Annotated in this window: 10 protein-coding genes and 1 riboswitch; of the genes, 6 read left to right on the top strand and 4 right to left on the bottom strand. The window is 48.7% G+C overall.

Going from position 1 to position 12,895, the window contains the following annotated elements:
• Positions 1–54: 54 nt before the first annotated feature.
• The 5 genes from AVZ68_RS16195 (at position 55) to AVZ68_RS16175 (ending at position 6,221) form a co-directional block, all read left to right on the top strand.
• Positions 55–1,248, top strand: coding sequence for a M24 family metallopeptidase (locus AVZ68_RS16195; RefSeq protein ID WP_059105615.1), 1,194 nt, complete (start codon positions 55–57; stop codon positions 1,246–1,248).
• A gap of 30 nt (positions 1,249–1,278) precedes the next feature.
• On the top strand, positions 1,279–2,481 hold the full coding sequence (locus tag AVZ68_RS16190; protein ID WP_059105614.1) for a cystathionine gamma-synthase family protein: 1,203 nt from the start codon (positions 1,279–1,281) through the stop codon (positions 2,479–2,481).
• Positions 2,482–2,486: 5 nt separating this feature from the next.
• On the top strand, positions 2,487–3,683 hold the full coding sequence (locus AVZ68_RS16185) for a M20 metallopeptidase family protein (protein ID WP_059105613.1): 1,197 nt from the start codon (positions 2,487–2,489) through the stop codon (positions 3,681–3,683).
• On the top strand, positions 3,680–4,720 hold the full coding sequence (locus AVZ68_RS16180; protein WP_059105612.1) for a homoserine dehydrogenase: 1,041 nt from the start codon (positions 3,680–3,682) through the stop codon (positions 4,718–4,720). The genes AVZ68_RS16185 and AVZ68_RS16180 overlap by 4 nt, the downstream gene beginning before the upstream one ends.
• A 61-nt stretch (positions 4,721–4,781) precedes the next feature.
• A complete protein-coding gene (locus tag AVZ68_RS16175; protein ID WP_059105611.1) occupies positions 4,782–6,221 on the top strand; it encodes an aldehyde dehydrogenase family protein in 1,440 nt (479 codons plus the stop codon).
• A gap of 70 nt (positions 6,222–6,291) precedes the next feature.
• Here the strand turns inward: AVZ68_RS16175 and tenA are convergent, their stop codons facing one another.
• Entirely contained in the window at positions 6,292–6,984 is a 693-nt protein-coding gene (gene tenA, locus AVZ68_RS16170; RefSeq protein WP_059105610.1) for a thiaminase II, read from the bottom strand.
• Positions 6,985–7,077: 93 nt separating this feature from the next.
• Positions 7,078–7,181: riboswitch (TPP riboswitch) on the bottom strand.
• 225 nt (positions 7,182–7,406) lie between these two features.
• Positions 7,407–8,222, bottom strand: coding sequence for a TerC family protein (locus AVZ68_RS16165; RefSeq protein ID WP_059105645.1), 816 nt, complete (start codon positions 8,220–8,222; stop codon positions 7,407–7,409).
• Positions 8,223–9,210: 988 nt separating this feature from the next.
• Between AVZ68_RS16165 and hflX the strand changes: the two genes are divergently transcribed.
• Complete coding sequence (hflX, locus tag AVZ68_RS16160) at positions 9,211–10,485, top strand: GTPase HflX (RefSeq protein WP_059105609.1); 1,275 nt, start codon at positions 9,211–9,213, stop codon at positions 10,483–10,485.
• Between the two features lie 213 nt (positions 10,486–10,698).
• On the opposite strand, the gene AVZ68_RS20335 is transcribed toward hflX, so the two are convergent.
• Entirely contained in the window at positions 10,699–10,854 is a 156-nt protein-coding gene (locus AVZ68_RS20335; RefSeq protein WP_157404687.1) for a hypothetical protein, read from the bottom strand.
• A 591-nt stretch (positions 10,855–11,445) separates the two neighbouring features.
• Positions 11,446–12,750: a helix-turn-helix transcriptional regulator gene (locus AVZ68_RS16150; protein WP_059105607.1), complete on the bottom strand. Its 1,305-nt coding sequence runs from the start codon at positions 12,748–12,750 to the stop codon at positions 11,446–11,448.
• Positions 12,751–12,895: the final 145 nt, after the last annotated feature.

The raw sequence follows: 12,895 nt of genomic DNA, 5'->3' as shown, positions 1-12,895 counted from the left end.
ACAGTAGAAACAACGAAAGGGCTAGTTGCACAATATGAGGGGGTGTATGTACGTATGTTTTCATTCACAATCAACGAATACCAAGAAAGAATCCGCCGTACAAAAATTCAGATGGAAGCGAATGGAACCGATGTGCTCCTGATTTCCGATCCGGCCAATATGAACTATTTATCTGGCTATAATGGTTGGTCCTTCTACGTTCATCAAATGCTCGTCCTGCTTATTGATGAGGAACAACCCATTTGGATCGGACGCAACCAGGATGCCAACGGAGCGAAACAAACGACGTGGCTATTGCATGACCGGATCATTTCCTATCCTGATGACTATGTCCAGTCGACGACAAAGCATCCGATGGATTTCATTGCCAAGATTTTATCAGAAATTGGGCAGGGGACGCGGAGAATTGGTGTTGAAATGGATACGTACTATTATACAGCGATGGCGCATAGTCGTCTTTCGGCTTCACTACCTGATAGCAGCATCCATGATGCAACGAATTTGGTCAACCGAGTCAGACTGATTAAATCAGATCCAGAAATTGAATATATGAAACGAGCGGGAAAGATTGCGGAGACGGCGATGTATGCAGGCATTCAAGCCGCTCAGGCAGGCGTACGCGAATGCGATGTGGCTGCAGCGATTTACCACGCGCAAATTTCGGGTACAGAAGAATACGGCGGAGACTATCCGGCAATTGTCCCACTGATGCCATCGGGGATCAAAACATCAGCGCCTCACTTAACATGGAGTGAGCAGAGATACCCGTCAGAGGAGACGATCATCCTCGAACTTGCTGGCTGCTACAAACGCTACCATGCACCGCTCGCGCGTACGGTGGTCATCGGCGAGCCACAGCAGCGTGTCTCTGATGTGGCTGACATTGTAGTGGAAGGGATGAATGAAGTGATGGCCTTTATGAAGCCAGGCGTCACTTGCGAAGAAACAGAAGCTGTGTGGCGCAAAGCCATTAGCAGGTATGGGCTTGAAAAAGAATCCCGTCTCGGATACTCGATGGGTCTTAACTTTCCACCGGACTGGGGTGAGCACACAGCAAGCCTTCGCCAAGGAGACCAAACGGTTCTTAAACCAAACATGACGTTCCATGTGATTCCTGGCATGTGGTACGATGACTTCGGGGTGGAAATTAGTGAATCTGTCCGCATTACGGAAGGCGGCTGTGAGCTTCTTTGCAACTTTCCAAGGCAGCTCATTACCAAACATTCTAGCATCGATACAGCATCCTAATGAGATCACATGAATAGGGGGAGTTCAGTTATGACTAAATTCCAAGGAGCAAAAACAGGAACAAAAGCCGTTTGGGCAGGAGAAAAAGATTATTTGGTGCACGGAGCAACACAAGTACCTGTGATTCCCAGTGTAGCGTTCGGCTATGACGACATGGAAGAGTGGTATGAGGTGGCGATTGGAAACAAGAAAGGGCATATTTATGGGCGGAACACGAATCCAACGGTTCAAGCGTTTGAAGACAAAGTAAAAATCCTTGAAAGCGCAAACGCAGCTACAAGCTTTTCGACCGGGATGGCAGCGGTTTCCAATACGTTGTACACATTCCTAAAGCCAGGCGATCGTGTCGTGACGATTAAAGACACGTATGGGGGAACAAACAAAATTTTCACGGAATTTCTTCCGCGGCAAGAGGTGGAAATCACGTTTTGTGAAACGGGGAACCTTAAACAAATCGAGGCAGAAGTAGCCAAAGGCTGCCAGATTCTTTATTTGGAGACACCAACCAACCCAACCGTTAAAATCACAGACATCCAAGCCGCTGCGAAAGCCGGAAAAGAAGTAGGGGCGCTAGTAGTGGTCGACAATACGTTTGCGACGCCTGTTAACCAAAACCCGCTCGATCTAGGAGCTGACCTCGTCATTCACAGCGCGACCAAATTCCTTGGTGGTCACGCAGACGCTCTTGGCGGAGTGGTGGTCGGAAATAACGAGCAGCTCGTGGAGGCGATTTACCACTATCGTGAAATTAACGGGGCCACGATGGACCCGTGGGCAGCTTATTTACTCCTACGCGGAATGAAGACGCTGGATCTCCGCGTGAAGCGCCAGGCGGAAAATGCGCAAAAGCTAGCCGAGTATTTGCAAACGGTGGACGGAGTAGAATCTGTCTTTTACCCGGGGCTTCCTACACATCCAAATCATGATGTAGCGAAAGCGCAAATGCGCGGATTTGGCGGGATGCTCAGTTTTGCGGTTGCTGGAGGAGTGGAAACGGTTCGTGATCTTCTGCCCAAGCTTCAGTTTGCCAACCGAGCGGCGAACCTTGGCGCTGTGGAAACCACCGTCGGCCCAGCTCGCACAACGAGTCACGTGGAATGTACCCCAGAAGAGCGGGCGGCCATGGGCATTCCTGAAGGGTTGATTCGTGTATCATGCGGCATTGAAGATGCAGAGGACATTTTGGCAGACTTTAAGCAAGCATTTTCGGCAGTAGAGCTTGCCAAGGCGTAAGGCAGATGCGTGAGATTAAGAATCGTGCGGAACGTTTGAGTCAGGAGTTGGTCGACTGGCGCAGGCATCTGCACGCTCGACCTGAACGGAGTTTTCACGAAGAAGAAACAGCCGCTTTTGTTGCAGACGTACTTGATACGATTCCCGGCATGGACGTAAAGAGAAATGTAGGGGGGCATGGGGTCGTCGGTACGCTTGAAAAAGGGCAGGGCCCAGTAGTGGCCCTGCGAGCGGATATGGATGCTCTCCCTATTCAAGAAGAGAACGATCATTCCTTTGCCTCGACCCGCCCGGGGGTCATGCATGCGTGCGGGCATGATGCGCACACGGCGATTCTGCTAGGAGCAGCAATGATTCTAGGCGAACGTTTTCAAAATGACGAGGCTATTGGAACGGTGAAATTTCTCTTTCAACCAGCGGAGGAGCAAATGGATGAGGCCAACAAAACAGGCGCTCTCTATATGATCGAAGATGGGGCGCTTGACAATGTCGAAGCCATCCTCGCCCTTCATGTTTGCCCCTGGCTAAGGCCAGACGCCATTCAAGTCAATGCAGGTGCAAGCATGGCGAGTGTCGATGTGTTTACAGGAACGATTCGAGGAAGCGGGGGGCACGGGGCCTATCCCCATCTCGGCGTCGATCCGGTGTGGCTCCTCTCCCATGTACTTCCTTCGATTTACGGACTGACGGGGCGCCTTGTTTCCCCGCTAACACCAGCTGTCGTGAGCGTAGGGCGAATTAATGCCGGTCATACGAGCAACGTTATTCCATCAGAGGTCACCGTCGAGGGCACAATTCGCTGCTATGATGAAGATGTACGGATGCAGCTCACCGAGGAGATTCAAAAAACATTTGCTCTCGCAAACACGTTTGGCGGTGAGGGAGAGTGCGTGGTGGAGCACGGGGAGCCTGCGTTAATGAACGACGCCATGCTAACCGAGCTGCTGCAAGCTTCGGCCAAGGAGCTCTATCCGGAACTTACGGTGAAGTGGGAACCGTTTGGACTTGGCGGAGAAGACTTCGCTCATATGACGAAGGCGGCACGGGGGGCGATGTTCTTTCTCGGTTGTCAACCAGAATTCGGACAATACGATCTGCATACGCCGTCGTTTCAAATCGACGAGCGCTGTCTTCCGAAAGGGGCGGCGATTCTTGTCGCCAGCACCGAGCAACTTTTGCAAAACACGGGGGTGAAGTCATGACGCAGAAATTAGCTTTTTTAGGATTTGGTGTCGTTGGGCAAGGTCTTGCAGAGATTTTGCTTGAAAAAGGAGAAAAGGTGAAAGCAGAAACAGGATTTGAAGCGAGTGTGGTCGCCATTTCCGATTTTCGCAAAGGTTCGCTGTACCATCCGGATGGATTGGATCTAAAAAAGGCGCTGCAAGTGATCGAGGAAACAGGAACGCTGGATGAGTATCCAGACGAAGACGGATTGACTCGGGGATGGGACAGCATCACGACGATTACAGAAAGCAATGCCGATACGATTGTGGAAGTGACCTTTACGGATGTCAAAACCGGTGAACCGGCCATTTCCCATTGCAAAACTGCGTTTGCGAGCGGAAAAAATGTCGTGATGACGAACAAAGGGCCTGTGGCGCTTGCCTATCAGGAGCTTTCTGCGCTTGCGAAAGAGAATGGCGTACGCTGGGGCTTTGAGGGAACGGTCATGAGTGGTACGCCATCGCTTCGAATGCCGCTGACATCCTTGGCGGGCAATACGTTTCATGAGATTAGCGGAATTTTAAATGGAACGACGAATTATATGCTCGTGCGAATGGAGGAAGGGCTGACATATGAAGAGGCACTTTCTGAAGCCCAGGATCTAGGCTACGCTGAAGCTGATCCAACGAGTGATGTGGATGGCTACGATGCCCTTTACAAAGTGGTGATTCTCGCTAACTTAATCATGGGCGTTCCACTAAAGACGGCCGACGTCGAGCGCAAAGGGCTAAGCTCGCTCAAACAGGAGCAAATAGAAGAAGCCAGCCAAGCAGGTAAGCGCTGGAAGATGCTTGGCTCTGTTAAACAGACAGAGGAGGGCGTGGAAGCTTCTGTAAAGCCTGTATTGCTTGAGCGTGACCATCCACTAGCTTCGATTGGTGGAGCCACCAATGCCATCACCTATGCCTGTGATCTTGCGGGAGATATTACCTTAACAGGAGCAGGAGCGGGAAAAGTAGAAACCGGCTACTCTCTTTTTATTGACTTGTTGAACATTCATCGCGATCAGCTATAACGCTGACCGCCATTTTAATCCTCTTGATTGCTTTATTAGACACATGAAGGGTGGGGTTATCATGCAACTTGATGTGAAACGAAGCAAAATGCTGTTAGGCGGACGTTGGGTCGTGCGGGAAGAAACGTTGGAGGTAAGGAATCCTGAGACGAATGAACTCATTACGACGGTCCCGGCCGCCTCCTCAGAAGATATGCTCTGGGCGGTCGAGCAAGCGAAGATTGGTGCCAAAACCGCAGCGAACATGCCCGTCCATGAACGGATGCGCATTTTGCGAGAAGCGGCAAACTATGTAGAGGAACATAGCGAGCGCTATGCGACCATGATTGCCACGGAGGGAAGCAAGACGATTCGTGAGGCACGCAAGGAAGCCAGTCGCTGTGTGGAAACGCTGCGTTTGTCTGCAGAGGAAGCTCGCCGCATTACGGGGGAGACGATTCCCTTTGATCAGTCACCAGGAGGGGAATCTCGAGTTGGCTACTACGAACGGTTTCCAATCGGCATTATTGGCGCGATTACGCCGTTTAATGACCCACTCAACTTGGTCGCTCACAAAGTCGGTCCAGCCATTGCCTCAGGGAATGCAATTATTGTGAAGCCAGCGACCGTAACCCCGCTCAGCGCCTTTTTGCTGGCAGAAGCCTTTGTTGAAGCGGGCTTGCCAGATCATGTGCTCTCTGTTGTGACTGGGCGTGGCCGGGAAATTGGCGATACGCTTGTTACCCACCCGGATGTACGAATGATTTCGTTTACTGGTGGGGTAGAAGCAGGTCTGCAAATCGCCAGCAACGCAGGGCTAAAGAAAGTGAGCATGGAGCTTGGCTCCAATTCTCCCGTGATTGTTCTTGATGATGCGGACCTTGAGGAAGCGAGTGCTTCCACTGTGAGCGGTGCCTTCTGGGCCGCCGGACAAAACTGTATCGGCGTTCAGCGCGTCTATGTTATGGATGAGGTCTATGAGTCGTTTAAAGAGAAGTTTGTGGCCAAAACGCTCGCGTATCAAACGGGAAGCAAACTTTCAGAACAAACGGACATGGGGCCACTGATTACGGAAGACGAAGCAGAGCGGGTAGAGCGAACTGTCAATGAAGCTGTGAAAATGGGAGCGACTCTTCTGTGCGGGGGGATACGAAAGGGTGCCTTCTATGACCCGACCGTGCTTGAAGATGTGCCTGATGAAAGCTTGCTAGGGAGCGAAGAGATCTTTGGCCCAGTCGTCTTGTTGTATCGCGTTGACTCATTGGATGAAGCGGTGAGACGGGCGAATAATACGGATTACGGCCTTCAGGCTGGAATGTTCACGCAGAACATTGACGCGGCCTTCCAAACGATCCGTGAACTCAATGTCGGAGGCATTATGATTAATGACAGCTCTGACTACCGGATCGATGCGATGCCGTTTGGCGGCGTGAAACGCTCAGGACTCGGGCGCGAAGGCGTGAAATTTGCGATCGCCGAAATGACGGAGCCTAAGGTGGTTAGCTTTCAATTGAAGCGTTGATGAAAGAAGCTCGTGGGTCTTGTTTCCACGAGCTTTTCGGTATTGCTGTAGTGGTGAAAGGTGTCGTACGCTAGCCTTTAACGGGATCTTTCATAGCGACAGGCCATGTCTCTTCTGTATAAGCCATTTCCCAAAACGAATACTCCAGTTGACAGCTTTTGATGAAATGATCAAGCATCCGTTCTTTCTCCGCAGCTGTTGCCGTTTCCGCCCACTTGTCTAGGCGTGTGCAGAATTGTTCGGTCACATTCATTTCCCCGTCTGTGCGGTAAAAGGAAATCCAGTCGTAGAAGGGGTGGCTTTCATCAGGCTTGAACGTCTCATGCAAATAATCGCCGATCTCCTGATACGTCCATGGGCACGGAAGCAAGACGGCGAGAATCTCGCCTAGAGAACCGCGCTGAGCCACGTCTAGCATGTGGCGCGTATAATGATGGGCCGTTGGAGCGAGAGGTTCATAGTGAAGGTCATCGTAACTCACCCCCGCCACTTCGCAGAAATTATTATGCGGATGAATTTCACTATGCAGCACGAAACCAATTTGTTCGTTGAACATCGCCATATCCTCGCGACTCGTGCAACGACTGATCGCAATCCCGTAAATTTGCATAAACGTGTTGAGGTACTCAAAGTCCTGCTTCACATAGTGGATCAATGCCTCGCTCCTCAGTTCGCCCTTGCCAATCCCCTGCACAAACGGGTGCTTGAAAATTGCTTGGAAAATGGGAGCTGCCTGTTCTCGTACATACGCGCTGAAACTCATGTTATTTCCTCCCTTAGATGCCATCCGAAAAAGGAAGACGTCAAAAAACCGCCCCTTGATGATAGAAAGGGAGCGGCTGTTATTTGATACATAAGAGGGCCGGCTCCACTTCCCTACGCTGGTCTTAACCAGATCAGGTTCAAAGGGTCAAAGCCTCGCTTTTCTCAGTCGTCATTCCGACTCCCCTAGTGGATGGTGTATAGTTATTCGTTCTATTCTAGTTAAACATAGAAAGAGAGTGGCTGCAAGCGGTATCAAGTGAAGACTTTTCGACACTAGTAATCAAACGTTGTTGCCATAGGCGTTCTTCTGCCAGCCATTTATCGCTGTCCTATGTGCGTTGATTTCACGAGTTGGCTGGACAAGCCTCGGAGATCTGCATAGTGAAGTCCAAAAAACAGAGCTGAATGTCAGCTCTTTTTTCATTGTCCTTCTACTTTCCGTTCCGCTTGTCTCTCAACCTCAGGCTGCTTCCCTTCTCCTTCCGCCGGCTTCTTCGAAAAAAACCAGCCTGCAGCGACGATGGCAACGAGAACCCCATAGAAGAACAGCTTCCATCCAGTGGAATGAGGGAAGTGGTCATCAATGAGCCCGATCTCAGGGTGGGCAAGAACCTGTACGGAAAGCTTCACCCCGACCCAACCGACAATAATGAAGGCGGCCGTTTCCAGACCAGGACGTTTCTGCAAGAGCACCACAAATTTGGTGGCTGCAAAGCGCATAATCAAAAGTCCGATAAAACCGCCTAGAAAGACGACAACAAATTGGCCAACGTCGAGGCTCCCAACGGTTCCAAGTCCTGTTGGCGTCAGCGCTATTGCAAGGGCAACAGCAGCTAGAATCGAATCGACGGCAAAGGCGATATCAGCAATTTCTACTTTTAGAACAGTTGTCCAGAAGCCACTCCCTTTTTTTACCTTTGTCACGCCCGCTGCCTCTTCGCTTTTGGCGACCACGTGTTTTCGGAACAAATGATTGAAGGAAATAAAGAGCAAGTACAGGGCGCCAATGGCTTGAAGCGGCCAGAAGTCAACGAGTACGGCAATGACAAACAAAGAAAGTAACCGGAACACAAACGCTCCCGCCAGTCCGTAAAACAGAGCCTTCTTTCGTTCTTTTTCTGGCAAATGCTTGACCATAATGGCAAGCACAAGGGCATTATCTGCTGCTAAAATGCCCTCCAACGCAATGAGTACGAGCAGTACCCAACTATACTCAATGATTAATGATGCATCCATTTCAATCTTCGCCTCTCCTTCGCTAATTTGCCTTCGTGTACCTATAAACGAAAGAGAGTTTTGCGCGCAAAAAAGACCTCTGCCTTGTTCATAGGCAAAGGTCTTGCTAGACATTATGTAAGCTATGCCATCAAAGCCGGTGGATTTCCCCACGTCATGACGACTTTGATTCAAGTATACTACCTGTAGCTACTCCCCTTTGAAGGAATGCTATTTAATTACCTTTAGTATACGTAGAGAAGGAGCTGTCGTCAATGATTATTTTTCCATCCGTTTTATGCAAGAAGGAATGAGGGTACAGTAAACGACAAAAAGGATGTGAAGGAAAGTGAAGTTTGAGCATGTAATGATTCATGCGAATGGCTATATGTTCCATGTGGTAGCGGCTTTAACCAGCGGGGCATGATCCCTCCCGTGGCAAAGGAAAATGGCTGCCGGAATTCGTCTTTAAACCATGTGACTTTATCCGTTTTCGATGCTCCCCAATTATTCATCTGATTTTAGCGCAGGACACCCCCACTTCAAGGAATGTGAAGAGCAATAGCCAATGAGTAAGTGGGGGAGGAATGAGCATTGGCGATAGCCAAAACCTTTCCCGAACTCCCTCCTTTCGTTGTAAAATAGAGATACGAGAAAGCAGTTGCATAAGGCACTCGTATCGTTCTTTGACAACTCAATGTATAAGGTTGGGTGCTGGAATTCGTCGGCCACTATGAAGTAGCTTCGTAATCATGCATCGTCCTCCTTTAAAAGGGTATCTTTTCTTCTAGATTAAAGAGGTTCATCGTCACTTGCAAGAGAGGTGGCCTTTTCATGCAGAGAGAGTCAAGAAGGCCATTCGCAGCCCAAAAGCGCTGTTACGCGGCAGGATTGCTTTATGGGAAAGGGATGATATACTAAAGCATACAATCTTATTTTGCCAACACAGGCGTTCCTGCTTGTGTTTTTGTTTAACACGTTAACTTTGAAAGCAGAGGTTTGATCATAAATGGAACAAATTGAACATAACGAGACGCAGCGAACCATCGTTGTTGGAGTGGAGCTCCCATTTGAAGAAGATTTTGCGTATTCCATAGAGGAACTCATCAATTTAACAGGCGCCCTTGACCTCATCACCGTAGGGCAACTCATGCAGAAATTAAAAACTCCCAACCATGCCACGTATATAGGCGCTGGGAAAGCAGAAGAGCTGCGAGCGATGTGTGAAGAGCTCGAAGTGAATCTCGTTGTGTTTAACGATGAACTGTCCCCCTCCCAGATCCGCAATCTAGAAAAGCATCTGGAAGTGACGGTGTACGATCGCACGATGCTGATTCTCGACATTTTCGGGGAACGCGCGAAAACAAAGGAAGCCCAGCTGCAAGTGGAGATTGCTCGACTTCAGTATTTGCTCCCTCGCCTTGTCGGAATGAGGGCTTCTCTTAGTCGTCAAGGCGGAAGCGGAGCGGGCCTAGCCAACCGGGGAGCCGGGGAAACAAAGCTTGAATTGGATCGGCGTAAAATTGAGACACGCATCAGCGCATTAAGCAAGGAGTTGAACCACTTATCGGATCGCCGCAGTGTTCAGCGGAAGCAACGCAAGAAGCAGGCGCTTCCGGTTGTTGCTCTTGTTGGCTACACAAACGCAGGAAAATCAACGCTTATGAACGCGATGCTTGATCAATTTGAGCCGAACGCTCGCAAACATGTTCGAGAAGAGGACAGGTTGTTCGCGACCCTTGATACGTCTGTCCGCCGTGTTGAAACCAAGGATAACAAAGCTTTCCTACTTGCCGATACGGTAGGTTTTGTATCGAAACTCCCTCATCATCTTGTAAAAGCTTTTCGCTCGACACTGGAAGAAGCACGTGAAGCGGATTTATTGATTCACGTCGTCGACTACTCAAATGAGCACCATGGGGAAATGATGAAGATCACCGATAAAACGCTGAAGTCCATTGGGGTAGTGGACGTACCAATGGTGTACGCGTACAATAAAATTGACGCAACGGATGAGAAAGGCGTGCGCGCTCAAGGGAATGAACTCTTCTTATCTGCGAAGGAGAGACGTGGGTTGGAGCTCTTTGAACAAGCGCTCGGAGAGCATGTGTTTCATGACTATGTGCAGCGCGAGTTTTTCATTCCGTATACTGAAGGACACATGATGGCTTATTTGAATGAGGTAGCCCATGTACGAAGCATGGCCTACGAAGAGGAGGGAACTCGACTCTTTGCGGACGTGCGGGAACGAGATGCTAAGAAGTATGCTAAGTTTCAAGTGTAGACACATTCCATGAAAAAAAGTTCACTGAAGGAATCTCAGTGAACTTTTTCATTTCTAGTGCGGCTCATCAACCCGCCTGTGCTTTTCTTGATCTAGCTCCGGCGGGTAGGAGCTTCGAGATTTTTCGCCCCGATAACGAAATCCAAGACCGGGATTTCTTTTATCGGGTCTCCAAAATCCTCACTTCTGCCCAACCCACCTCCGCTTTTCTCTTTACCCGAGTGCTCTCTCTAAATCGGCGCGTGCTTTCTCTACCGTTTCTTCGTCATACCAATCTTTGTAGGCGATGATATGTTCATATAGACGAGTGTGCGTGGTTCGGGTCCTTGGTCGTTTGCCGTGATTAAACCGGTATTCATTGATGTGCATGGTCCCACTCTCCTTTTTAATAAAAAGTATGGACAATAAAGAAGCGTTTTAATCGCTTACAACGAATGCGTATTGAATCAGAAACGGAGGTAACGTCCTAAACCCATCCCCACGTACTTTATTTTTGAAAATTTAAAAAGTTAATTGCAGAAAATGTTGCCACTGCTATGTCGTGAATAGAGTTCATTTTGGTTGCACTTGCGAGTAGGATAGCTTGCCTAAATCCGCTGTAGGGAAGCTGTTGAAGCGTAAAATGAGAGAAGAAGAAAACCGAGATCTTCTGAAACACTCAAAGTAAGAATCTTAGGGGGACTGGTAAATTGTCAGTCCATTTTTGTCTAGCTCCGGCGGGTAGGAGCTTCGAGATTTTTCGCCCCGATAACGAAATCCAAGTCCGGGATTTCTTTTATCGGGTCTCCAAAATTCTCGCTCCTGACCAACCCGCCTGCGCATTTCGGTATTGTCTAGCTCCGGCGGGTAGGAGCTTCGAGATTTTTCAGTCCTGGCCCGAAATCCACAAACCGGGATTTCTGATCCAGGCCTTTCAAAATCCTCGCTTCTGTTTGACCCGCCTGCGCATTTCGGTATAAATTAACGGCTCTCCGAGTGTTCGGGTTGAAGCTTGAGCGGCGCCCTGTTGCAGCATCGATCACTCCCTTTTTTTGAGATCAATACGTATTTCTTCAGGTATTCATTGGCTTTCTCGTAATCTCCATTGCTTTGATACCAATCGGCAAGTTCAAGTGCGTAAGGCAACGGTTCGCTTTGGTTGTCTGCTTTCTCAAGATGAGGAAGGAGTTCCTCCTCAATGAAGCCATACATTTCGTCTCCCGATTTTAACCGCAAATGCAAATATTTTGCCTGAAGTCCAAGACGTTTCAACCCTCTGGACGTACTAATTTGGTAAATTTCGTTAATGAGCAGTTGAATACGTTCTTTCTCTGCTTGCATATGAAAGAGAACTTCGGCGCTTGCAAGGAGACAAACCACGTAGTTTTGACTCTCCTTTTCGAAAAACGTTAGGCAGTCTGAGAAACATTGCTGGCTTTGTTCATAGGTGCCCATTTTCTTAAGCAGAATCCCGTAATTATAAAGGGCCTGATGGTAGAGGTTTTCATGACCAAACAAGCGCGTATTACGTAAGAGAACTTTGTAAAGGCGAGTCGATTCCTCTACCATATTCATTTGTGTGTAGTTAATGCCAAGCAGCATCTGCGTATGGAAAGCACGAATGTAATTGTCTTCTTGCTTAAAGATGTACAGCGCTTCTTTCGCGTACACGGTCGCTTTTTCCGGCTCGTCCATCTGTGTATAGCACTGACTTAAGAAAAACGCGACTTCTCGTACAAACAAATATTTGGAAGAGTAGTCTTCGTTTTGCAGCTCAAGCAGGATATTTGTGGCCGCCCTAAAGCGATTGCGACCAACAAGCAGGATGCCGTTAAACAGCTTATAAGAAAGCTCTTCAATGGCTGTTAGATTCGTGCGATTTTGATCAAGAATTATCCGCTGCTCTGAAGCAAGCGTGGTATGGCCATGCATCAGATGGTAACGCATCATGTATAAATGAAAAGTATTAATAAGATTGGTTCGTGCAATGATGTACTCTTTGTTGCTCAAAACATCCATAAGTCGGTTCGCTTCGGTTACGTCAACAAACTGAATCGCTTCAATAAACTGCTCTAACTCTCTTTTAATTTCAGTGTACTGAGCGTATTCGTCTTCAATGTCAACTCCTAATCGCTTTAACAGAAGCGTGGCGGTTCCATGGTTGGCCTGGTAAATGTTATTCTCAATTTTGCTTAAGTGAGGGATGGAACAGACCCCCTCTGCTAGCTCTGCTTGCGTCATGTTACGCTTCATTCGATAGTATTTAATCGTTCTGCCTAGCTCCATTTCGCATCAGCCCACTTTTAAGAAAATTAAACGCACGCTTTCTCCGTTTACGGCGACAAATGGTTCGGCCGTAACAAAAAAAGAGCCTTCCTTTGATCTATTTCGTCAAATTCCTCAAAATTCCTGCTTTTTTCGTGGGTGAGTC

It is taken from the genome of Shouchella shacheensis (genome assembly GCF_001484965.1).
Classification (GTDB): Bacteria; Bacillota; Bacilli; order Bacillales; family Bacillaceae_D; genus Shouchella; species Shouchella shacheensis.
This window is presented reverse-complemented; position numbering and strand designations above follow the sequence as displayed.

Bases quoted from the DNA above. Each gene is read 5' to 3' on its own strand.
- AVZ68_RS20335 (WP_157404687.1), bottom strand. From the start codon at position 10,854: ATGCACATCAATGAATACCGGTTTAATCACGGCAAACGACCAAGGACC.
- AVZ68_RS16165 (WP_059105645.1), bottom strand. From the start codon at position 8,222: ATGGATGCATCATTAATCATTGAGTATAGTTGGGTACTGCTCGTACTC.
- tenA (WP_059105610.1), bottom strand. From the start codon at position 6,984: ATGAGTTTCAGCGCGTATGTACGAGAACAGGCAGCTCCCATTTTCCAA.
- AVZ68_RS16150 (WP_059105607.1), bottom strand. From the start codon at position 12,750: ATGGAGCTAGGCAGAACGATTAAATACTATCGAATGAAGCGTAACATG.
- AVZ68_RS16195 (WP_059105615.1), top strand. From the start codon at position 55: ATGTTTTCATTCACAATCAACGAATACCAAGAAAGAATCCGCCGTACA.
- AVZ68_RS16190 (WP_059105614.1), top strand. From the start codon at position 1,279: ATGACTAAATTCCAAGGAGCAAAAACAGGAACAAAAGCCGTTTGGGCA.
- hflX (WP_059105609.1), top strand. From the start codon at position 9,211: ATGGAACAAATTGAACATAACGAGACGCAGCGAACCATCGTTGTTGGA.
- AVZ68_RS16175 (WP_059105611.1), top strand. From the start codon at position 4,782: ATGCAACTTGATGTGAAACGAAGCAAAATGCTGTTAGGCGGACGTTGG.
- AVZ68_RS16185 (WP_059105613.1), top strand. From the start codon at position 2,487: ATGCGTGAGATTAAGAATCGTGCGGAACGTTTGAGTCAGGAGTTGGTC.
- AVZ68_RS16180 (WP_059105612.1), top strand. From the start codon at position 3,680: ATGACGCAGAAATTAGCTTTTTTAGGATTTGGTGTCGTTGGGCAAGGT.